This is a genomic window from Sphingomonas sp. 28-62-20, assembly GCF_002281505.1.
On sequence record NZ_NCGH01000022.1, the window covers coordinates 22236 to 45118 of the forward strand.

The 22883-nt window shown below is 60.9% G+C and carries 14 protein-coding genes; 6 read left to right on the top strand and 8 right to left on the bottom strand.

What is annotated here, in order from left to right; all coding sequences use genetic code 11:
* The first annotated feature begins 108 nt into the window (after positions 1–108).
* The 5 genes from B7Y43_RS16075 (at position 109) to B7Y43_RS16095 (ending at position 6634) form a co-directional block, all read left to right on the top strand.
* On the top strand, positions 109–2565 hold the full coding sequence (locus tag B7Y43_RS16075; RefSeq protein ID WP_374132688.1) for an NAD(P)-binding domain-containing protein: 2457 nt from the start codon (positions 109–111) through the stop codon (positions 2563–2565).
* Complete coding sequence (locus B7Y43_RS16080) at positions 2562–3443, top strand: hypothetical protein (RefSeq protein ID WP_374132701.1); 882 nt, start codon at positions 2562–2564, stop codon at positions 3441–3443. Before B7Y43_RS16075 ends, B7Y43_RS16080 begins: the two co-directional genes overlap by 4 nt.
* 7 nt (positions 3444–3450) lie before the next feature.
* Positions 3451–5274 carry a cytochrome c3 family protein gene (locus tag B7Y43_RS16085; protein ID WP_374132689.1) on the top strand — a complete coding sequence of 608 codons (1824 nt, stop codon included), beginning with the start codon at positions 3451–3453 and terminating at the stop codon, positions 5272–5274.
* Positions 5275–5286: 12 nt separating this feature from the next.
* Positions 5287–6135, top strand: coding sequence for a phosphodiesterase (locus B7Y43_RS16090; protein ID WP_374132690.1), 849 nt, complete (start codon positions 5287–5289; stop codon positions 6133–6135).
* A 172-nt stretch (positions 6136–6307) separates the two neighbouring features.
* Positions 6308–6634 (top strand): hypothetical protein, encoded by a 327-nt coding sequence (locus B7Y43_RS16095; RefSeq protein ID WP_374132691.1) that lies wholly within the window; start codon positions 6308–6310, stop codon positions 6632–6634.
* A gap of 402 nt (positions 6635–7036) precedes the next feature.
* Here the strand turns inward: B7Y43_RS16095 and B7Y43_RS16100 are convergent, their stop codons facing one another.
* The 8 genes from B7Y43_RS16100 to B7Y43_RS16135 all read right to left on the bottom strand — a co-directional run bounded on the left by B7Y43_RS16100 (position 7037) and on the right by B7Y43_RS16135 (position 21584).
* A complete protein-coding gene (locus tag B7Y43_RS16100) occupies positions 7037–8038 on the bottom strand; it encodes a helix-turn-helix transcriptional regulator (protein ID WP_374132692.1) in 1002 nt (333 codons plus the stop codon).
* Positions 8039–8414: 376 nt separating this feature from the next.
* Positions 8415–12548, bottom strand: coding sequence for a hypothetical protein (locus B7Y43_RS16105; protein ID WP_374132693.1), 4134 nt, complete (start codon positions 12546–12548; stop codon positions 8415–8417).
* The gene (locus tag B7Y43_RS16110; RefSeq protein WP_374132694.1) at positions 12548–14437 is read right to left on the bottom strand and encodes a hypothetical protein; all 1890 of its coding nucleotides are present in this window, start codon (positions 14435–14437) and stop codon (positions 12548–12550) included. Before B7Y43_RS16110 ends, B7Y43_RS16105 begins: the two co-directional genes overlap by 1 nt.
* Complete coding sequence (locus B7Y43_RS16115) at positions 14438–16414, bottom strand: heme-binding protein (RefSeq protein ID WP_374132695.1); 1977 nt, start codon at positions 16412–16414, stop codon at positions 14438–14440. It abuts the gene before it with no gap.
* Positions 16414–17814 carry a multiheme c-type cytochrome gene (locus B7Y43_RS16120; protein ID WP_374132696.1) on the bottom strand — a complete coding sequence of 467 codons (1401 nt, stop codon included), beginning with the start codon at positions 17812–17814 and terminating at the stop codon, positions 16414–16416. The genes B7Y43_RS16115 and B7Y43_RS16120 overlap by 1 nt, the downstream gene beginning before the upstream one ends.
* Before the next feature lie 150 nt (positions 17815–17964).
* Positions 17965–19398: an aldehyde dehydrogenase family protein gene (locus B7Y43_RS16125; RefSeq protein WP_374132697.1), complete on the bottom strand. Its 1434-nt coding sequence runs from the start codon at positions 19396–19398 to the stop codon at positions 17965–17967.
* 45 nt (positions 19399–19443) lie between these two features.
* The gene (locus tag B7Y43_RS16130; RefSeq protein ID WP_374132698.1) at positions 19444–21087 is read right to left on the bottom strand and encodes an acetolactate synthase large subunit; all 1644 of its coding nucleotides are present in this window, start codon (positions 21085–21087) and stop codon (positions 19444–19446) included.
* On the bottom strand, positions 21084–21584 hold the full coding sequence (locus B7Y43_RS16135; protein WP_374132703.1) for a hypothetical protein: 501 nt from the start codon (positions 21582–21584) through the stop codon (positions 21084–21086). Before B7Y43_RS16135 ends, B7Y43_RS16130 begins: the two co-directional genes overlap by 4 nt.
* Here B7Y43_RS16135 and gdhA point away from each other — a divergent pair.
* Positions 21474–22793: an NADP-specific glutamate dehydrogenase gene (gene gdhA / locus B7Y43_RS16140; protein WP_374132702.1), complete on the top strand. Its 1320-nt coding sequence runs from the start codon at positions 21474–21476 to the stop codon at positions 22791–22793. The genes B7Y43_RS16135 and gdhA overlap by 111 nt on opposite strands.
* Positions 22794–22883 lie beyond the last annotated feature (90 nt).

The following is a 22883-nucleotide window of genomic DNA, read 5'->3' on the forward strand; positions in this document are numbered from 1 at the left end:
ACGCGACGTAGCTTGCATGGTAGTGAATGGCCAGTTGCGGTAAAGCGCATTTCTGCTGTGGCCTGGGAGCGGGGGCTCCACTGGGTCGCTAAATGGGGGACATAGACAATGGCGGATCGCGTTAGAGTCGCGATAATTGGCTCGGGTCCCGCCGGGTTAAGTGCTGCTGCGCGTGCCGCACAGCTCGGCCTGTCGCACGTGCTGATCGAAAAGACCGATCACCTTTCTGATACGATTTATAAGTATCAGAAGGGCAAACATGTGATGGCCACGCCTGCCAAGCTGGTGCTGCGGTCTGATCTCGATTTTGATGCTGGTAAGCGCGAAGTCATCCTGAAAACCTGGGACGAACAGGCCGTCAGCAATAAGGTCAACGTCCGCTATCGCAGCGAAGTAAAGGCAATCACCGGCGACCGGGGCGATTTCGCGCTGGCGCTCACCGATGGCACGGTGATCAACGCCGAATGCGTGGTGCTAGCGATTGGCACCCAGGGCAATCCCAATTTGATGCGCTGCCCGGGCGCGGCATTGCCGCATGTCCAATATCAGCTCGATGACCCCGGCGAATATGTCGATGAACATATCACCGTGATTGGCTCGGGCGATGCGGGGATCGAAAACGCGCTGGGTCTGGCCGCGGACAAGGCCCAGGGCAATGTCGTCACCATCCTCAATCGGTCGGCTGATTTTGCCCGCGCCAAAAGCGCCAATGTCAAATTGCTCAACGAGGCGTCTGATCAGGGGCGGGTGATCGTCCGGCTGAACACGACGCCGGGCGAAGTGCGCGAAGGCGAATTGCTGCTGGAAACGCGCGACGGCACCGAAACGATTCAGTGCGACCGGATCATCGCGCGCATGGGATCAGCCGCGCCGCGCGCCTTTATCGAATCCTGCGGCATCGAATTCACCAGCGCTGATCGCGAAGCCTTCCCGAAATTGTCGCCTGAATTCGAATCGACCAAGGCTGGCATCTTCGTGATTGGCGCGCTGGCTGGGTATCCGCTGATCAAGCACTGCATGAATCAGGGCTATGACGTCATCGAGTTCATCAACGGCAATACGACGTTGAAGCCCGCCGATGAGCCCTTGCTGGAAGCCAAGTTCGAAGCGTTCAAGAAATCACGCCGGTCAGTCGATGAATGGCTTGAACTGCTGCGTACCAACATCACGATTTTGAACGACCTGTCGCCGCTGCAGATGCGCGAATTCGTGCTTGATTCCGAAGTGCGGCCCTACAAGGCCGGGGAAATCATCATCAAGCGCAACGAGCCGGGATCGTCGCTGCTGTGTATCGCGCAGGGATCAGTGCTGGTTGAGGTCAACCCAGCCGATCCGTCGATCACCATTCCGATCCCGCAAGGATCGATTTTTGGGGAAGTCGGCCTGATTTCGGGCCGTCGCCGGGGTGCCACGGTGCGCGCGGGCACGGATTGTACGATCGTCGAAGTGTCGCGCACCGCGGCGCTGAAGCTGATGGCGTCGGTGCCCGCGGCCAAGCGCGCGGTTACCCGCATCTCGGTTGAGCGGCAATTGTTGCAGATGTTCAAATCGGGGCTGCTGGCCAGCGATCTGGTCGAGGTGCTCGACACGCATGAGATCGTCAATGTCCGCGCCGGTGAAGCGATTATCACTGAAGGCGACACCAGCGACGATGTGTTCGTGATCCGGATCGGCAGCATGATCGTCGAGAAGAATGTCGCGGGCAAACCGGTATTTCTGTCCTATCAGCCGGCCAGCACCTATGTCGGTGCCTTGTCGTTGATTCATGGCGGGCGGCGTACCAAGACAGTGCGCGCGGCGGTCAAATCCGAAGTCATCAAGCTGCAAGGGGCGGCGTTTGCGCGGCTGCTTGCGGCCAAACCCGCGCTCATGGACAAGGTCCGCACCGACATGGCCGGGACGGAAAATGTCCACGCCTTTGTCGAAAGCCGCAAAGACAGCCATTCGGCGGTGTTCAACGTCCATTCCGAAACCGCGCGTTTTTTGGTCGACAATGGCATCGGCGAGGCGACCGACGTTTTGCTCATCGATGAGAAGCTGTGCGTTGGCTGCGACAATTGCGAAAAAGCCTGTGCGGATAGCCATGAAGGTCTGTCGCGACTCGATCGTGAAGCCGGCAAAACCTATGCCCACCTCCATGTGCCGACCAGCTGTCGGCACTGCGAGCACCCCCATTGCATGGCCGATTGCCCCCCCAATGCGATTCAGCGTGGTTCGAACGGCGAGGTCTTTATCGAAGACAGCTGTATCGGCTGCGGTAATTGCCAGCGCAATTGCCCCTATGGCGTGATCCGTATGGAGGCACGGCCGCCCGTCAAGCCGGGCCTGCTGAGCTGGATGATGTTTGGCAAAGGCCCTGGACCAGGCGAGCCATCGAAAAAATGGCGCTACAAACATGCCACGCCTGGCGTCGACGTGCCAAAAAAAGCCGTAAAATGTGACATGTGCTCGTCAATCAAGGGCGGACCAGCCTGTGTGCGCGCCTGCCCGACGGGCGCGGCGATCCGGATTGCGCCGGAAAGCTTCCTGACCATTGCCGGGTTGCAAGAGGAGGACCGGTCATAGCTAGTCGCGCTGCCGCCCGCGGTCCGCGGCACCAACAGGGCACTACTGAGCATGAAGGATTCCTGCGCTATGCAGGCTTCCGATGGCTCAAATTGTCGCTGGTGCTGTCGGCTACCGCGCTGCTCACTTATCTGTTCATCGACATTCGGCCGCGGCCCAATGGCGGTAGCTGGTATGGCTATACGCTTGGCACGATCGGGCTGTTGCTGATCCTGTGGCTGACGATGCTTGGCATTCGCAAACGCGCGATGACGAGTGGCCGCTGGTCGCTTAAGGCGTGGACCAGCGCGCATGTCTATCTTGGGCTTAGTCTGATCGTCATCGCGACGCTACACACGGGTTTTCAGCTGGGTTGGAACGTTCACACGCTGGCCTATGCGCTGATGATGGTGGTGATCCTGTCGGGTATCTGGGGGGTGAGTGCCTATGCGACCATCCCGTCAGCGCTGAGCAACAATCGCCAGTCGATGACCGAGGGGCAGATGCTGGAATCGATCCGCGCGGTCGATCGGCAGCTCCATGATGCCGCCCAGCCGCTCGATGCCCAGCTGTCGCGCGTGGTACTCGGCTCGCTTGAGCAGGATCCGTTTGGCGGCGGGCTGTGGGTGCGCCTGACCGGTCATGACCGGCGCTGCGCCACCCAGCGCGCCTATCGCACGGTACGCAAAATTTCGGCCGATCAGAGTGATGGCAGAGACCCAGCGATCAAGCGAGTCGATGAGCTGCTCGATCGCAAACAGGCGGCGCTTGGCCAAATGCGGCGGCATTTGCGGCTGAAAGCGCTGCTCGAACTGTGGCTCTATATCCATGTGCCCGTGACCTTCATCCTGATCGCCGCGCTCACTGCGCATGTCGTCAGCGTCTTTTTCTACTGGTGATTTCGGCATGAAACCTTTCCTGATCCGGCGCATCAGCACGACCGCCGATGGCCGTGAAATCATTCGCGATGCCCAGGCGGCCCGCGATGTCGTAACGGTCGGTCGCGCGGCAACCAATGACATCGCCCTGCCTGATCTGGGCGTCGATCCCGAACATCTGTATATCCAGCACAGCAGCGACGGGCGGGTGCAGGTGACGGCGACAGGATCGTCGGGATTCCTGGTTGGCCGCCGGCGCAGCAAAGAGGCGGTGGTTGACCCCGATCAGGGCGGCGATATCGCGGTGGGCGGCCACCGTATCGCGATGTCACGCGACATTGGCGGTGCCATTGTCCTGACCGTCCAGCGCGTGGCAGCAATTTCCAAGGCCGCCGAAGAACGCGACGAGACCAAGGCATTTTCGTTGCGCGGGCTGGTACCGGCCAAGCGCAGCACCGCCTGGGTGCTCGCTTTGTCGGTCCTGTTCGCCTTTCTGGCTATCCCGGTTTGGGCGGCGTTTCAGAAACAGCATCAACCAGCGCGCACCATCTATGCAGCTGCCAGCGACACCACCTGGACAAGCGGCCCGCTCAGCCAGGCGCATCACGCGTTGGAGGGCAATTGCGAGGCCTGCCACAAAAAGGCGTTCGTGTCGGTTCGCGATGAAACCTGCCAGTCCTGTCACAAGGACGTTCATGACCATGCCCTGCCAGGCAGACTGGCGAAGGCACGCGAGAATCCCGGTTTCGGGGGCAGGATTCTGGCCAGTGTCGCCAAGACATTTGGCAAGGAAGGCCCCGGTTCGTGCGTTGCCTGCCACACCGAACATGAAGGCGCCGGGCCAATGCCCGCCACGGCCCAGGCATTTTGCAGCGATTGCCACAGCACGCTTAACCAGCGGCTGACCGACACCAAATTGCCCAATGCCGGTGATTTCGGCACCCAGCATCCGCAGTTCCGGCCGTTGATCGCGATGGTGCCCGGCGAGAAGCCAGTGATGGCGCGCGCCTCGCTGGATAGCATGCCGATGGACGATAGCGGGCTGAAATTCACGCATAAGCTGCATCTCGACACCCGCGGCGGGGTGGCGGCGATGGCGCGCAGCCTGAAGTCGAGCAAGGGCTATGGCGACTCGCTGGTCTGTGCTGATTGTCACACCCCCACTGCCGATCGGGTGCGGTTTCAGCCGGTCGACATGGAGAAGAATTGCGAGGCCTGCCACAGCCTGGCCTTTGACAATATCGGCGGGACGGTGCGGACGCTGCGGCACGGTGACACGGCCCAGATGACGGCCGATTTGCGCGCCTTTTATCGATCGACCAGCCCGGCGCGGCCGATCAACCTGGGCGGAATGGAACGGCGGCGTCCCGGCACCTATGCGCAGGGCCAAGTGTATAATGCCTATTTCGGCGCGGTTGGCGCGCGGGGATCGACGGGAGACAAGGCAGTTCGGGCGGTCTTCTCGCCGGGCGGTGCATGTTATGACTGCCATTTGGTCAAGCCACCGGGGGCGGGATCGCCCGATTGGTCAGTCGTGCCGGTCAACCAGCCCCTTCGCTATATGATGCACGGCTGGTTCGATCATAACGCCCATTCGACCGAAACCTGCGCGAGCTGCCATACCAAGGCGGCAAGCTCTGCCAAGGCGACCGACTTGCTGGTCCCGGATTTGAAATCCTGCCGGAGTTGCCATGGCGGCGAAGCATCGGCAGCCAAGGTGCCGTCAAGCTGCGCGATGTGCCATGGCTATCACGGCAAAGAGGATGCGCCGTGGAAACCGAAACAAGGCGGCGCGGCGGCAAGCCCGATGCTGATCCGACCGCGACCGGGTGATACCGCGTCGCTCAATTAGGGATTGCCCGAAGTGTTGATCGCCCAGATTACCGATCTGCACATCGGCTTTGTGCCGAACACGCCAGATGAACCCAATCGCCAGCGGCTGGATCAGGTGTTGACGACGCTGATCGATGGGCCCAACCGACCCGATTTGCTGATGGTCACGGGCGACATTACCGATCGCGGTGATGAGGAAAGCTATGCGCGGTTGGCCGCGATTCTGGCGCGCTGCCCGTTCCCGGTCTATCCCTGCATGGGCAATCATGATGACCGGCGGCATTTCAGCCGGTATTTCCCCCAGGTGGCGTTTCGCGATGGCTTTGTGCACTATTGCATTAAGCTGAACGGCCTGCGGCTGATCGTGCTCGATACGCTTGAGCCTGGCCGCCATGGCGGCGCGTTTTGCCCGACGCGGGCGCGCTGGTTGCGGACCCAGCTTGACGCAGATCGCACCACGCCGACGGTGATTGTGATGCATCATCCCCCGATAGACGCGGGCATCGCCTGGATGTCTGGCGGCGCGGATGAGCCCTGGGTCAGCCGTTTCCGTGCGGCGATTGCCGGGCACGATCAGATTCGGGCGATCTGGTGCGGCCATCTCCACCGGCCGATCGCCGCCTCCTGGCACGGGATGACGGTGACGGTCTGCCCGGCCAGCGCGGCGCAACTCGCGCTTGATCTGCGTCCGATCGATCCGGAGACGCCCGATGACCGGCCGATGATCGTTGCCGATCCGCCCGGCTATGCGCTGCACCGCTGGCATGACGGCCAATTGGTCAGCCTGTTCGACACCGCCGAGCCGCATGGCACATTGGCGCGGTTCGACGCCAATTTGCAGCCGCTGGTCCGCCATCTGGCCGAGGAACGCGGCGGGTAATTGGGCTCGCGCGGGGAGATTTTACGTTGCTCCGTTTGTGCAAAGGAGCCCCTGGGCCTGATCACGGTATCGAAAGTTAGAATTTCGGCAGCTTCCCGAACGGGTGTGCTTTTATCCTCTGCTTTCGACTGTCGGCCTGTGATAGGTAGTGTGTCGTCGAACGGGGGATTTCATGGCCACAGCCGCTGCAGCATTGATCGCCCGGGCGAGGCGCGACATTCAGCATCATTTCTTTTCAGAAGATGCGGTTCGTGCAGATCGAGCCGTGGCGTTCACGCCCTCCAATTCCATTGAGGCCCGGCAATTTAAAAGGATGCTGGAGCGCGGGACCATTAGGCGAGAAGGCGCTGATCGGTATTGGATTGACGTCGTTGCTTATGACGTTGACCTGCAGCAGCGCCATCGTCGGGTCAGGATTGTCCTCATCCTCTTGGTCATTGTGCTGGCGGGGGCGCTGATCGCCCTCGAAGTTAGCGGTGGCCACGCCATCACGCGGTAGCAACGCGAGCCACTATATAGGTCGATCCTAAACTCCAGGACGCTAGCACGATCCGGTTCTGGGGTCGCAGCGCCGCATCTAAACGTTCAACTCAGGGGCGCATGCCGCCCGGCGGATAGCGCCCCACTCCCGGCCATTCGGCATGCGTAGTCCCGAGCATCGTTCTGAAAATATGATCCGTTTGCCCTGAGTAGCCATTGAGCTTGTCGAAGTGATCAGGTGAAACATGCCCCGCATGTTTCAGGATCGTCCGGGGGACGATCCGACCTGCTGCTCCTCGACAAGCTCAGCCCTACTCAGGACAAACGGGGTGGCGATTCAAACTTCAAGCACGTTGCTCTATCAGTGGCCCGGAGAACCCGCCGTGGAAGGCGGACGTTCAAAGTCATCCCGCCCCCGCCGTCACCGCACTGGGGGCTTGCCTGGTTGGAGAATGCCGCCGGCCATCCTGCCTTCGGGGTCGAGCGCCGCTGACATCAAAACCTCGCCGTTGGCGAACACCAGATTATAGGCGTCATCGCCCCTGGGGCCGCGCCCGCGAAACGTCACCGACTTCAGCTCGCCCAGTGATTTGAACAAGGGATGGGTCAGGGGTAAGTCGCCTCGGACGACGTCGGCGAACTGTGGAGAGAGCTTGCCATAGTCGGGCGAGCCGCTCGCCAGACCGGCGACAAGACGCCGCAAGGCAGTTTCGGTGCCAGCGGTCGGCACCATGCCAGCAGCGACTTTAAACCCCGGCTGGAGAATGCCGCCGACCATCCTGCCATCGGCGTCGAGTGCCGCCGACATGAATACCTCGCCATTGGCGAACACCAGATTATAGGCGTCGTCGCCCAACGGGCCACGCTCGCGGAAGGTGATCGACTTCAGCTCGCCCAGCGATTTGAACAGGGGGTGCGTCACGGGCAGGTCCTTACGGACAACGTCGGCGAACCGCGGCGCGAGCTTATCATAGTCGGGCGAGCCGCTTGCCAGACCGGCGACAAGACGCCGCAAGGCCGCCTCCGTGCCGGCAGTCGGCACCGAGCTTTGGGCCGTTGGTGATACAGATGTGACTCTTGCTGACGGGGTTGCCTGGCCCTCAATGGCGCCAGATGATTGAACCACTATGAGTAGGGCTGCTGCTGCAACGAAGATCATTAGCATTGCTCCTGAGACCACAAAAACAAGGTGCCGCCGGGTCATCCACGCGGTCTCGTTTCGCGGGGCGGCAATGGCGCCACCTTCATCGGGCCCAGCATGAGCTGGCGAAAGGTCCGACGAGCTGGGTCCCAGCCGACCGCACTGGTCCACCGACTCGACCAGTTTGGCCGCTTCTAGCGAAGAAGACAGGCCCAGCTTGGCGCGGGCCATTTTTAACCGCTTCTCCACAGCGTGCGGCGAGATACCAAGATCGATGGCCATTTGCTTCGCCGTCTGATGGTTCAGGCAGCGCTTGAGGCATTCCCGCTCGGCTATCGTCAGGCGCAGAATCGCTGCGCGCGTGCTCTCGTCTATTGCGTCCATCCTCATGGCAGCTAAGGTAATGGTTTAAGAGCCGATACCAACTCCCGCTGTCTGGTACCCTATCCCTCGATCCTATTCGGGGGTGCCCGTAAGGCCAGGATTAGCTGATGGTACGACCTGAGGCCGGCAAGCCTCAGGTTGCAGCCTCGCATGGCTGCAATGGGCGGGGCGGCCGTCCAACGTGGCGCACATCAGCCTACGCAGGAAAGGCAGCGCGGTTTAACGGGCTATCCCGGCGGGTGATGCGGCGGGGGACAGCGCGCGCCGACCCCCCTTATTTCCCCGGCAGTTTTAGCGGTGGCCGCCAGGCGGACATATCGACATCGTCGCTAACCTTATACGGCGTGCCCCGGCTGGTAAGGAACAGCTTTTCCATTTCGCTGCGGGTGAAGGGGCGCGCGCCCAATCGTCCGAAGACGGCGATCTGACCGCCGGTTTCATCAACAGCGCGATCCCGTTCCAGGCCCTTTGACAGCGCCAGCGCGGGCGTTGGCGTCTTTGCCCAGGCGATCAGCTCGGGCTTGGGCTGGGGCGAGAAGCCGTAGAAATTGGGCTGGCTTGCCGGCGACGTCAGTTGCAGCACCTTCAGTCCGTTACGGCCATCAGCGACATAGGCAAACATCGATGCATTGGTGTTGCCCACGGTTACGTCCTGCGCATCGTTCAGCGCGCCGTCCAAGGTAACCCTTTGGTAGATGACCGGGCGGGTCGGCGCGGTGACATTGGCAATCACCAATCCGTCGCTGCCAGCAGCGATATAGGCATAGGTCCGTGCGACGAAGACCCGGCGTGCATTGGCCAGCGGGATCGTGCCGGACGGTACTGGTACTGGATTACGCAGCTGGGTGACATCGAACAGTTTCACCCCCTCTGCATCGGTTACCCAAAGATAACGGAACTGGATTGTGCTTGCCCGCGCGTCAGTCATCGGCCGCACCGCTGCCAGCTTCGGGTGGAGCGGATCGCTGAGATCGACCACCACCAGCCCAACATCCGCCGTGATATAGGCTATTTCGCCGGCCAGGATGATATGCCGCGCACCCTTTAGGACACCATTGTCGTTCCAGGTGACCGCCCGCTTCAGGAAGTTGTTGCGGAACTCGCCATCCGCCATCGTATCGACATTGACGAGGATCAGGCCCTCTTCGGAATCGGTGACGGCGGCATAGCTGTAAATCGGCAGGAACGGTTGCTCCTGATTGATCTTGCGCAGTTCAGGCGTGCTGCGCAGCGGGTTGATCGCCTGGCCCGTTGGCAAGGCCATACACGTCGCGTTCTTTGAGGTGACCTGCGTGTCATGGCCAAGCGGGGAGAAGGGCCCGGTCATGATGCGTTCGGAAAAGCCCTTATTGGCAACCGACGCCACGTCATACACCCGGAACCCGCCGCGCCCTTCGGCAACATACATATATTCGCCGCGCAATTGCAGGCAGTTCACGGCCCCGGCCGTTCCCTGCACAATGTTCCGGAATTCCTCCATCGGCCGCGTTTCGCCGGACAATTTCTTGTCGAACGTCTTGCCGCGCACCCAGTTCTTCAGTTCGCGCTTGTTGCGATTGACGTGCATATCCCAATAATCCGGATAGGCATATTGCTGCAGATAGGACCCGATCACTGCCTGGGGCTCGTCCCATTCAGTCACGCGCACCGCTTCGAAACCGCCCTGCAGCCCCGTCCAGGCATTCAAGCCAACAAGGTTGGCAGCATTGGCGCCAAGCAGCATCACCTGCGCCATGATCGCGTTGTTATCATCGCTCTTCGAGATGTGGCAGTCGCTGCAGGTCTTGGTTTCGGTCGTCCGAACCGTGTGCGGGAAATGCGGCGCAAAGGCTTGCGAAGAGAAGCCAATGCCGCTGATCGGCGGCTGCTGGATATAAATCCGTTCGCGGCTGACATTGGTGGACGACAGCACGAGCGCAGAAGTGCTCCGGATCGGCGTGGTTACACCGCCCCGGTTCGACATCCCCTTGCCGAGATGGAACAGATCATCGCGGGCAACTTGCGGGTTATAGGTCGCAAAGTTGCGCGTTTCCTCACCTTCGAAATGGTGGCTGTTGGATTTCCAATTGGCCTCAATCGGCAAATGGCAGCCGCCACAGCTGGTCGTCCAGCTCAGATGGCAGGTGAAGCAGGTAACCGAATCCTCGCCATGCGCGCGATCGGCGGGCAGAATGCCAGGGCCAAAGGCGAAATTGCCGTCTTCGCCGCCCAGCTTGCTCATCAGCTTGGCGCGCGCTGCCTTGGCATTGAAATAGGGGCTGGCGGGATCGACGCTGTCCTTGACCAGATGCACGTCCCATTCGAGCTTGGGGTCGACCAGCGAGCGCTGAATCAGCTTGCGGCGTCCGCCTTCGGTTGGGACCCATTCGAACCGGCGCTGGCCATCAGGATTGCGCAATAGCGACAAATCACTGCCGCTCGGCCGCGCCGCAGGGCCCGAGGTGCGCAGCGTTGGATAGGCGTCTGCCGTGCCGTGGCAATCCTTGCAGCCGATCTCCACCGCATTGGCGACTTCGCCATAGATCAGGCCATTGCCATGGCTGTCCTGGGCGAAGTGGCAATCGGCGCATTGCAGGCCCTTTTCGGCATGGATATCCATGAGATGGACGGCCTTGCCGGGGTTGGTGCCGGGGGGCACGAATTTTGGTTCCCCCTTTTTGCGCCATTTCTCAGGATCGTCATTGGCGACGATCTTGCCATCGGCATCGAGCAGATTGCCCTCGCGGTCGCGCTTGAAGATGCCGCGGAAATTCCAGCCATGGCTGTGATAATCAGCGAACTGCGTGTCCTTCAGCGTCGGGTTGAGATCATAGACATTGCGCAGGAAATCAGGGTCGCCCCATTTGCCGCGCGTGGCCGCAGCCTCCGGATTGCGATCGTTGATCTCGCGGACTTCGGCGGCGGTCGGGTATTTCTGCTGCTTGGGCCACATCGACGGCGCGTCGGATTCATAATCCCACATCGTGTAGCCGAGATAGCTGTTCAGGAAGATATTGGGCTGGTGCATGTGGCAGCTCATGCACTGCGATGTCGGGATCGAGCGCGTAAAGCTGTGGCGGATCGGATGCCCGCTTTCCTTGGTGCCCGCCCGGCCGCCAGCGTGATCGCCCCCAGGGGCGCTGGCATGGTCGCCCGGCTGGACCAACCCGCCATGGCCGCCAGTATCATGGCCGCCAGCGTCATGGCCGTCGCTCTTTGCCCCAGCGCCCTTGGTAGCGCCATGGCCCTTGGCCTCGCCATGGCCGGGGGTCGCGCCATGGTCGCCGCTTCCCGCCATTTTGGCAGCGATGGTCGGGTCTACGCTCGCGCTTTGTCCGTCACGGCCAAATTGTGCATAGATCAGGCTGTGGCGCGGTTCGCGATCATTGGCATAGATGACATGGCACCCCGTGCAGCCCGATCCGCGATAATCGCCGGGCTGTTCATTGGTGCCCATGAACCACATCAGCGGATCGTTGAGGCGAGTCTTGTGGATATTGAGCACCGGGATGGCGACGCGCAAGCCGGTTGCCGGCCCCCGGTTCGACTGCTTCAGATCGGGCCGGCCGGGTTCCTCCAGCCGCTGAATCTGGCCAAGCGAATTCGGCAGGCCGACTTCGGCGAAATTGGTGTTGATGTTGCGCCCGCCGCGTTCGAAGACGCGGAACACGTCACCCGGCGGCGTCACCTGCCAGCTGGGCAGGGGATACAGCGCCGCCAGCGCGCCGCGCTTGGCTTCAGCATCGGACACGGTGCCTGGGGGCGATCCCGGCGAGACAATCTTGGCCGGCTCGCCCTCCTCGGTATAGGCTTCGCCGAAGATGTAGTTTTTGAACGGGACAACACCGTTATTATAGGCCGCCCCGCCCCAGAGCATGGCGCCTGAGGCCATGAGCGAGCGCTCGGCGGCTTCGATCGTTTCGATATGGCAAGCGCCACAGGCTTCGCGCGCGACGCGGTAGTCGCCGGGATTGACGAAGCGGATATATTCGGGCGCTTCCTTGTTGAGCAGCGTATAGCTGCGCTTGGGGTTGGCTGAGCTGGGATAATTCCAGCTATGCGGCAAGCGCGGCAAGACATGGGCCTGATCGCGCGCGGTGACATAGGACGCATCGCTAAAACCATGGCTGGGATCGCCGATGATCGTCGCATTGCCGCCATGGCAATCGGTACAACCCAATTGCACGGCCGGGCTGGCGTGCATTGAGGGTTCGTCCGTGCGAGTGTGGCAGGAATAGCAGCCTTCGGATTTACTGGCGACCATTGCCGCCGTCTGGCTCATCGGCGCAGGCGGGGTATCAAGATAAACGCGTGCCACCGGCTTTTCGGCATCATTGGCGTAAAGAATTGCGGCCGGCAGCATCAGCGCTGCCATCACTAGCGACAGCCAGCCTGCGGTCCGGGCGGATAGAGCAGCGCGTATTGGCATCAATAGCTCACGATGATGTTGGCCAGAATCGAGAAATACGCTCGATTCCGATTGTTATTGGTGAACAGGTCGCGAAAGCCGCTGCCCGGCAGGAGGACAGCACCGGACAAGCGACCGACGATATTTTGGTTTGCCTTGGGCCGCCAGATGATCGCTGATGACAGGTCATAGCCGATCGACTTGGGGATGCTGCCTTCAACGCGCAGCGTTTGCAGCACCTCAGTGGTGGCGAACCACAGATGATTGGCGTTGACCGACACGCGCAGCGTTGGCTTCAGATCGAAATCAATCCCGACGCCCACCAGCGCAGTGCCCGGATTGTTGAAATTGGACTGGCCCTGTTCCTTGGACGACCGCAGCGAATTGAGAATGCCGTTGCGACCATTAATCGCCACCGCGCGGCCGCCACCGGCGAAGGGAATCGTCTGCCTGATCCAGTAGCTGGTATCGGCGCCGGCAAAAATCGGGTTTTCAAAGATCGCGTCAAAGCCGGTTTCGACATTGTCAAAGGGCTTGTTGTCCCCGCTGGCGTACAGGCCCGACGCGCGGATACGGATCCAGTCGCGGTCATAGCTGAGTTCGGCGGCACCGAAATAGCTTCTGATCTGGGCTGGTTTGCCGGTGAAGAAATTGTTCCGGTCCTGGCCGAGCGCACCATAGACCGATGTCGTCAGATTGAGCCGCCCGATCCGGCCATCGGCATTATAGCCAAGATAGACCACATCATAATCGCGCCCGCGCAAATTGCCGAGCAGCGCAGGCCGCACCGGGAAGCCATTGGTATCCACTTCAATCCGGCCGCCTTCGCGGTTAAGATTGTAGACGGCCGTGATCTGGCTGGTCAGCCCCGGCAGCAGGAAATCCTGGCGATAGACATTGGCGACGAAGACAAAATCATCGCGCGGGCGTTTGACGACGCTGTTCAGCCCTGAATTGGTATCTTTTTCCAGCCGCCAGAACGCCGCCAGATTGAACTGAAATCGGTTATTGTCCCGATTGCCGAAAAACCGGACGCCGAGCTGCTGATCGTTGAACAAAAAGCCGCGGAAGTCGGTTTGAAAGGGCTGGATGCCGACACGGATCGATTCAAAATCATAGCGATCCGACGTGTTGCGCAGGTGATAATCAACGAAAAGTTCCTGCACCCCGACAAAGGCATCGGTGCGGACCGTGCCCTTGCTCGGTTCGACGAACAGCACGCGCCGTTCAGGCACCGTGACATGATTGAGGTTGAACGCCAGCGCGACTCGATATTCGATTTCGGGCGGCTTGAACGCGGTCGATCCCTTGACCAGTGATGCCCCGACAATGAAGGTTTGCGAGAACACATAGCTGGTGTCCCCGCCGAAAATGTCGAGGCTGCCAGGCCGCGCGGTCGTCTGCACGCCAACCGGAATCGGGAAGGTGCGCGGTTCGATCACTGAATCACTGACCGCGCTGAGCGTGAAAAACCAGTCATCGCCGTGCAGCGGGAGCCATTTATTCTTCTCAAGGTTGATCGGGCGATCACCCTTTAGCGTGTTCTGATGATAGGGATCGAACCAGCGCTCCTTCACGACGCCCAGTGATTCAATCAGCCGCCAGCGATCGGGCAGCGGAATCTGGTCGGTCGGAAAAGCTTCTGGGCGGGGCGCGCGGACGGCACCGGGATTATTCTGGGTAATCGGGTAGGGCAGCGCCTTTTCAAAGCCGGGCCGTTTGCGGCCGTCGATCAATTCGGCGGGGTCGCGTTCCGAATCATGCTTTGCTTCTTGCGCCTTCTCTTCGGGCACCACCCGCACTGCCGTCACCGATTGTTCGGCCTGCAGCTCCAGCGGGATGTTGATCGTCACCGCCGCTCCCTGAGGAGCGGTAGCGGTGATCATTGGGAAGAAGAGCATGACTGCCATTTACAGCCCCTGACACACATTTTGTTCAGCGGTATCGAGGAACGGGGCAAACGGGCAGCCGACATAGCGCAGCCGAACTTGCCGGTTGCCAACGGGAATCAAGATCTGATCAGCGCGCATGGAAATCGGGGCATTGCCGAACCCACCAAGGCGAACGCCCGCATTGTGCAGGCCAAGGAACGAAATCATGTCGTCCTGATCGATGCCGTCACCCGAAATACCGATCGCGCCGATCATCCGTGTCCCGCGATAGATGGGCATTGCCCCGGGGAAAATCTGAAGACCGTTTTGAAGCCGGTTCTGGCCCGGCGCCGCATCGGGAATGAAGGTGCAACGCGCTGGTGTGTCGGTGGAGAGCGCCCCGGTGACAAAACCGAGATGCTGCCCCAGATTGGTCAGCACCAGGGCTGATTGCAGCCCGGTCGACAAGGGGTTGAACTGGGCAATATCGCGCGACAGCGGCCCTTTTGGGCGACCGACTTCGCCATCGGGGAAATAGGGCCGGGCGAGGACGCCGATTGTGCGGTCACCATAGGCGATCTGCCCCGAAAGCGCGTTCTGATTGCCGAGAAAGCTGAGGAACGCTGGCGCATATTGACGCACATCGGCGCTTGGATCAGCCGATAGTTCGGTCCCGGCGCGCGGATGCGAGAAAAAGGCAACGGTGCGGGCCTTTTGCAAGGACACATCAGTGCCGAACACGGGCGCATCGGGCCCGCGCACCACGCCAAGAATCTGGCCGCGGCTATCGACCAGCGAGATCGTTACCTGCGCCCGGCTGTCGAGTGGCATGCGGATCTGCGCGCGGGCACGGGTCATGATCCGGAAAGCTTCTTCCAGGATCGCATTCGATTCAGCCAATGTCAGTGCCTGGCCAACATCCGCTGCATCCGTTCCAGCGCGCACCGGGAAGCGACTTGTCCCCGATCCATTGGTGAGGATGAACGCATCGCGATTGGCAAATTCGGCCGGGGTGGCGGCGCGAATGCCTGATGCTTCGGTGCCATAGGCCGTGCCGGCAATGATCGCCGGGGTTGGAACGCCGAAATAGCCGATGACGCTAACGAGATTACCGAGCGCCGGTGCTGTCGCGGCAAAGCTTGGCGTCTGGCTGGCGGTCATCAAGGCGGGGTAATCGATATCGGTATAGCGCAGCTGTGTGCCGTCGACCGAAATCCGGTTGGCCCGGATGGTTTCGGGGGCTTCGAAGCCAACCGTGCCCGCCAGAGCAATCGCTTCCTCGGGATCATTGTCGATATCAGTGATGTTGGCGTCAAAGCCATAGACGCCGTCCGCCATCACCCCGATTGCGCCAACGACGACCCCGTTCTTGTAGAGCGGGAAGCCACCTGGATCGGCCGACAGGCCGAGCGGCGACCGTTTCGGGCCGATCAACGCGCTGGTGCCCGGCGTGCCGAAGCGGGCGACCAAATCAGAACAGGGCAACGAACTGAACTGCACGCCGAACAGCGGCCCGCTTTCAAGTCCAACGGCTCCTGGGGCCGGCGGGAAATGCTCCTGGACGATCTGGCTTGCGGTGCGCGTGGAAAATGCGTTGCCCCCGCTCGATAGATAAGCGCCCGTCACCGCCTTGGCGATGGCGCCGCCTTCGGCCGGCACTGTCAGATTCTGTGCGTCCTTGCTGTCGCCATTGCCGGCCGGGCTGGTCAAGGCGGTTGCGCGCGCGCCGGTCATCCGAAACACCGCCAAGATGTTGCCCACCCGGTCGCTGACGGCGATCACGGCGGGCAGGTTGCGCGCGCGTGCTTCAGCAGCAGCGCGGGCGATGACGGTCTGGACGTCGGCGATACTCAGTGCTTCGGCTGCAGGCACGGCATAAAAGGTCGATGGCGTCGGGGATGCCGATGGCGACGGGGTCGGCGGCAGTACGGCAGTGCTGGATCCGCCGCCCCCGCTGCATGACCCGATGATCAGGGCGGTGCTTGCAATCAGGCTAGTGGCAAAGCGGGCACGCATCAGCGCAGGCTCCTGATGCTGCGAACGGCGCTGGCCAGCGCGGTGCGGAAGGCGGGTGGGCGATAGCCATTGGGTTCGCGCACGGCAGCATAAGCCTGGTTGATATCGGCGCGGATGCCTGCGGCGGCGCCAATCGTAATCCGGCCCTGTTTGACGAGCGCGCTGAGCAGCGAATCAATCGCCATCACTGCCTGCACTGATCCTTCATAGTCAGTGAAACGCGGCGCTGATGCTGGCCCGGCAATCGAATCAACGATCGCAAAGGCCGTGTCGCTGGAGCCGGTTTGTGCCGACAAGGCGTTGGCAAGCGCGGTTGCCGTTGCGGCCAGCCGGGTGGCAGCGGTTGCCGATTGGCTGCGGTTGGTTGCCATGGCGAGGTGGAAGGCGCGGACATCGGTATCAAATCGCTTCGCCAATACAGGCGAGGTCACCCGCGCGGCGGCAGACAACAGAATCATGTTTTCGTCGTTAAAGGGCGGCATGCCCGCCGGTATTGGTCGACCGGGATTGGCCTCCCAGGTCTTTACACGGTCTTCCTGATCAAAGATGCGCCGGTGGCAGCTATGGCAATCCAGGAAGTAGAATTCAGGGAACGCGCCCTCATTGCCCAGACCCGGATCGGCATAGAGCGTCAGCGCCCGGTTGACGGCCATTGCCTGGCCAACCATCCAAAGCCGAAGATTGTCGGTGCGGCCCTTGCGCGCGGCATAATCGGCATCTTCGCTATGATGCTGTTGCAGCGTGGAAAACAGGTCGAGTTCGAAGCTGATCCGGGGGTGGCCGGCCGCCATAATCCGGTGGGTGACAAACTGGCCGGGGCGCTTGCTGCCATAATGGCAATCCAGACACAGACCGGCGCGGACACTGGCTTTTTCAAGCGGGATCATGCCGCGCGCGACATTGTCGGCATGGTTCGCGCCAACTGCATAATGCGATGCAATCCAGCCAAGGGCAGGGCCGTGACAAGCTTCGCAGCTCACGCCATCCTTGGTGAGGAAGCGCGCGCCGGTGGCGCCATTGGTGGGCGTGGCGTGGCAGCCGAGACAGGCCGGTGCGCTGGTCGGTTCGCCCATCCCCAGCGTCGCGGTGATCTGGCGCGCCCGGTCGCCCAGCAGCACCGAAAACGCACGGCTATGCGCGCCGCCCTGGCTGGCGGGGTTCTGCCATTGCATCAATTCGTCCTGGCGGACCACGGCGCCATCGGCTTCCATCCGGCCGTGGCAGGTCGATCCGGCACAGCTGGCGACCCCTTCAAAGCTCGCGCCCTGCCCGGCCGAGGCGGCGCCAGCGCGCGACCCGGTGGCGTCGATCGACAGCGCGAGAATCGCACATACCAGCACAAGCACTGGCGCAAGCTGCCTGGCCAAGCGCCTGGCGCCGATGGGTTCCCCCGAAATCATGCAGCGTTCCCCCCTTCATCGCCGGACTGAATGTCTCGACGCCGTCCCTCGGACGCGTGCAACCGAGCGCCTAATGTTGCCCCAATATTGCCCGGTCGAACAGTAAATTTTATCCCGTCTCTTCGATGATTTAGCGGTTTTCCGCCAATTTCATCGCCGTCGGATGACCAGATTCCTGATCTCGGTCATATCCTCCATCGCGAATCTGATTCCCTCACGACCCAGCCCTGAATCCTTCACCCCCCCATAGGGCATGTTGTCGACGCGGTAGCTGGGTACGTCGCCAATCACAACGCCGCCGACATCCAGCCTGTCCCATGCCTGCAAGGCTTTGAACAGGTCGCGGGTGAAAATGCCAGCTTGCAGCCCGAATTTGCTGTCGTTGACCTCGTCGAGCGCGGCATCGAAATCAGTGAAGCTGCTGAGCATCGCGACCGGGCCAAACGCTTCCTCTCGGTAGACCGTGGCATCGCGGCTGACATTTTCAAGCAACGTCGCCTCCAGCATCGCGCCGGTCCGCTTGCCGCCGCACAACAGCCGCGCGCCGCCCGCTACGGCGTCCTGCACCCAGCCATCCAGCCGGCTTGCCTCGCCTTCTGAAATCATCGGGCCGATAAAGGTCGTGCGGTCCTTTGGATCGCCCGCCACCAGCGTTGCCGCCCGCGCCACCAGCATGTCGCGCAACCGATCATAGATATCGGCATGGATGATAATCCGCTGCACGCCGATGCAGCTTTGCCCCGATTGGTAAAAGGCGCCGAAGATGATCCGTTCAACCGTATCGTCGAGATCGGCATCATGATCGACGATCACCGCCGCGTTGCCGCCGAGTTCGAGCACGACCTTTTTCTTGCCGGCCTTGGCTTTCAGATCCCAGCCGACACCGGGCGATCCGGTAAAGCTTAAGAGCTTCAGCCGATCATCCTCGGTAAACAGGTCAGCGCCATCGCGGTGGGCTGGCAAGATCGAAAAGGCGCCCTCGGGCAAATCAGTCTCGGCCAAAATCTCGCCCATGATGATCGCGCCCAAAGGTGTGCGACTCGCCGGTTTCATCACGAACGGGCAGCCAACCGCGATGGCGGGCGCAATCTTGTGCGCAGCCAGGTTGAGCGGGAAGTTGAACGGCGAAATAAAGCTGCACGGGCCGATCGGCACGCGCTTCCACATCCCCTGATAGCCGCGTGCGCGCGGCGAGATATCTAGCGGCTGCACCTCGCCTGTCATCCTGACCGATTCTTCAGCGGCAATGCGGAAAGTGTCGATCAAGCGGGTGACTTCGCCCTCGGCATCCTTGATCGGCTTGCCGGCCTCGACACACAGCGCATAGGCCAGCTCGTCGAAGCGCTGCTTGAAGCGATCGACGCAGTGCTGGAGCACCGCCTGGCGTTCATAGGCCGCGAGCCGTGCCATTGGCTCGGCCGCACGCACCGTCCCGGCGATGCCTTCGTTGATCGTCGCCGCATCGGCTTGCGCCACCCGAAACGCGACCTCGCCGGTGAACTTGTCGGTCACCGCGAGATCGGTGTTGGGCTGCGCCGCCTTGTTGTTCAAATAGAGCGGATAGACAGACTGGAGCTGAGTCATCGGGTAAGCCTCTCCCCCGCCCGGTGCCGGGCGGGGATTATGGGATCAGACGGCGGCACTGAGCTGCTTGATGTCCTTGTTCAAGATTTGGTCGTTTTCCGAATAGTCGACCGGGCAATCAATCAGATGCACCCCCGGCGTGTCGAGGCAATGCGCGAGCAAAGCGGGCAGTCCTTCGGCATTGTCGACCCGGTGACCGATCGCGCCATAGCTTTCGGCATATTTGACGAAATCGGGGTTGCCATAGGTAAGCCCGAAATCCTCAAAGCCCATATTGGCCTGTTTCCAGCGGATCATGCCATAGCTGTTGTCGTTGAGGATCAGCACGGTGATGTTAAGCTTCAGGCGGACGGCGGTTTCCATCTCCTGGCTGTTCATCATGAAGCCGCCATCGCCGCAAATCGCCATCACCTTGCGATCCGGATAGACCATTGCCGATGCCATGGCAGAGGGCAGCCCCGCGCCCATTGTCGCCAGTGCATTGTCGAGCAGCACGGTGTTCGCCTGGCGCGCGGCGTAGTTGCGCGCGAACCAGATTTTATAGACGCCATTATCGAGGCAGATAATGCCATTGGCGGGCATTGCTTCGCGGATCTTGCGGACCAGATAGGGCGGGAAGATCGGGAAGCGGGCATCGCCATCGAGCGAGGCGGTATGCGCCACTTCGGCCGCGCGCGCCTTGGTCATGAAATCGAAATTCCATGCGCCTTGCGGCATGATGTCTTCCTTGATCTGCCAGACCGCATTGGCGATGTCGCCGATCACCTCGATTGAGGGGAAATAGACCGGATCGACCGAGGCGGTGTTGGTGCTGATATGAATCACCTCAGTGCCGCCCTGGCGCATGAAGAAAGGCGGCTTTTCGATCACGTCATGGCCGACATTGATGATCAGGTCGCTATGCTCGATCGAGCGGTGGACGAAATCGCCCGATGACAGTGCCGCGCAGCCCAGGAATTTGGGGTGGGTTTCGTCGATCACGCCCTTGCCGAGCTGCGTTGTCACAAACGGGATGCCGGTCTTTTCGATGAACTGCATCAGCATCCGGCTGGTCATCGTCCGGTTTGCGCCGGCACCAATCACCAGCACAGGCGATTTCGCCGCCTCGATCCGCGCGACGGCGGCGCGGACGGATTTGGGATCAGCGGTCGGGCGGCGGACAAGGCTGCGCTTCAGCGGCAGGCTCTCGGTCTTTTCGTCGGCGATATCTTCAGGAAATTCGATATGCGTCGCGCCGGGCTTTTCTTCCTCAGCCAGGCGGAACGCCTCGCGCACGCGGCTCGGGATGTTGTCGGACGAGGCGAGCTGATGGGTATATTTGGTGATCGGGCGCATCATGTCGACCACGTCGAGGATCTGGAAGCGGCCCTGCTTGCTCGATTTGATCGGCTTTTGGCCGGTGACCATCAGGATCGGCATCCCACCCAGATTGGCATAAGCAGCGGCGGTGACGAGGTTGGTTGCCCCCGGCCCAAGCGTCGCCAGGCAGACGCCGGTTTTACCGGTATGGCGGCCATAGGTCGCGGCCATGAAGCCAGCGCCCTGTTCATGGCGGGTGAGGATGAGCTTGACCGAGGTTGATCGCGACAAGCTGTCTAGAAAATCGAGATTTTCCTCGCCGGGCACGCCGAACACATATTCAACGCCTTCTTCTTCCAGGCATTTGACGAACAGATCGGACGCTTTCATGTGTTCTTCCCCCCTTCAAACTCTGCCCGGGCCCCCAGCTTGATCGTGGCTTGCAGGCGCCCGGCGCGCCCCCGTTGCCACAAATTCAGCCGTCCCGCACCCCGATTTGACGCCGTTTTTGGCCAATGGGCGACCAAGGCGTTGCGTAAACGGAATAACTTATTTGTTTTTAGTAGGTTAGTTAAAGGTTGCTGACCAAGATACCCAAAAGAGCGTTCCCCCCTAGCCAAGACCGGAAATCTAAGGAAATAAGCCGCCCAGGCCAAGGCAATATAGAGCGACTCGGCAGCAGCAACGTTGCGCCAAAGTTCGTGCAAGTATTTGTCTTTGTTTGGATTAGGGGAGTGATAATGGCTACAACGGATCATGTTGATCTTTCCGTCTTCATGGAAGGCGTAAAGAAACGTAATGTAGGACAGCCAGAATTTATCCAGGCCGTGCAGGAAGTCGCACAGGACATTTACGAATTTATCGCCGACAAAGAAGCCTATCACCATTATCAGATTCTTCGCCGGATCGCAGAACCGGATCGGATCATTTCGTTCCGCGTATGCTGGGAAGATGACAATAATAACATCCGAGTACAGCGCGGCTGGCGCGTACAGAATAACAATTCAATCGGCCCCTATAAGGGCGGTATTCGCTTTCATCCGTCTGTCACGGAAAGCGTTCTCAAGTTTCTTGCCTTTGAACAGACCTTTAAGAATGCATTGACTGGTCTGCCAATGGGCGGCGGCAAGGGCGGGTCCAACTTCAACCCCAAAGGCAAGAGCGATCATGAAGTGATGCGCTTTTGCCAGAGCTTCATGACCGAGCTCTATCGCCATGTCGGCGCTGATGTCGACGTGCCAGCGGGCGATATCGGCGTTGGTGCGCGCGAAATCGGGTATATGTTTGGCCAGTATAAGCGGATCACCAACCAGTTTACCGGGGTGTTGACCGGTAAGGGGCTGGAATTTGGCGGTTCGCTGATCCGTACTGAGGCAACCGGCTATGGTGCGGTGTATTTCCTGCAATCCATGCTGAAGGCCAAGGGCAAGGACCTGGAGGGGATGACCGCGGTCATTTCCGGATCGGGCAATGTCGCAACCCATGCGGCGGAAAAGGTCACCCAGTTGGGCGGCAAGGTGCTGACGCTGAGCGACAGCGAAGGCTTTATCCATGATCCCGATGGCATCAGCCAGGACCGGATTGACTGGGTAAAGGCGCACAAGACCAAACGGCGCGGGCGGATTTCCGATTATGTGAAGGAATATCCCGGCGCGACCTTCCACGCCGGCAAGACCCCCTGGGGTGTGGTCTGCAATGTGGCCTTGCCCTGCGCCACGCAGAATGAGCTGCTGGGCGATGATGCCCGCACCCTGGTGGCCAATGGCTGTATCGCGGTCGCCGAGGGCGCGAATATGCCGACCACGCTGGAAGGCGTTCATGTGTTCAAGGATGCCCGAATCATGTTTGCGCCGGGCAAGGCCGCCAATGCCGGCGGTGTTGCCGTTTCAGGCCTGGAGATGAGCCAGAATAGCGAACGACGCGCCTGGAAGGTTGCCGATCTGCAGCAGCAATTGTTCGACATCATGGAAGGTATCCATGAACGCTGCGTCGAACATGGCAGCACGAGCGACGGCTATATCGATTACGTTAAGGGCGCGAATATTGCCGGCTTCAAAAAGGTCGCCGACGCCATGCTCGCCTTTGGGGTCGTTTGATTTGTCGGCGGGGACAAGCGCGTCGCTTTGTCCCCGCTGCGGTGCCGCTCGGCGGTGGCGGGCCACCCGGGGTGGTCGGTCGCGGATCGA

Coding starts and splice junctions, on each gene's coding strand:
- B7Y43_RS16120 (WP_374132696.1), bottom strand. CDS start 17,814: ATGATTTCGGGGGAACCCATCGGCGCCAGGCGCTTGGCCAGGCAGCTT.
- B7Y43_RS16110 (WP_374132694.1), bottom strand. CDS start 14,437: ATGGCAGTCATGCTCTTCTTCCCAATGATCACCGCTACCGCTCCTCAG.
- B7Y43_RS16130 (WP_374132698.1), bottom strand. CDS start 21,087: ATGAAAGCGTCCGATCTGTTCGTCAAATGCCTGGAAGAAGAAGGCGTT.
- B7Y43_RS16095 (WP_374132691.1), top strand. CDS start 6,308: ATGGCCACAGCCGCTGCAGCATTGATCGCCCGGGCGAGGCGCGACATT.
- B7Y43_RS16105 (WP_374132693.1), bottom strand. CDS start 12,548: ATGCCAATACGCGCTGCTCTATCCGCCCGGACCGCAGGCTGGCTGTCG.
- gdhA (WP_374132702.1), top strand. CDS start 21,474: ATGGAAGGCGTAAAGAAACGTAATGTAGGACAGCCAGAATTTATCCAG.
- B7Y43_RS16075 (WP_374132688.1), top strand. CDS start 109: ATGGCGGATCGCGTTAGAGTCGCGATAATTGGCTCGGGTCCCGCCGGG.
- B7Y43_RS16125 (WP_374132697.1), bottom strand. CDS start 19,398: ATGACTCAGCTCCAGTCTGTCTATCCGCTCTATTTGAACAACAAGGCG.
- B7Y43_RS16100 (WP_374132692.1), bottom strand. CDS start 8,038: ATGGCCATCGATCTTGGTATCTCGCCGCACGCTGTGGAGAAGCGGTTA.
- B7Y43_RS16085 (WP_374132689.1), top strand. CDS start 3,451: ATGAAACCTTTCCTGATCCGGCGCATCAGCACGACCGCCGATGGCCGT.
- B7Y43_RS16115 (WP_374132695.1), bottom strand. CDS start 16,414: ATGCGTGCCCGCTTTGCCACTAGCCTGATTGCAAGCACCGCCCTGATC.
- B7Y43_RS16135 (WP_374132703.1), bottom strand. CDS start 21,584: ATGGTGATAGGCTTCTTTGTCGGCGATAAATTCGTAAATGTCCTGTGC.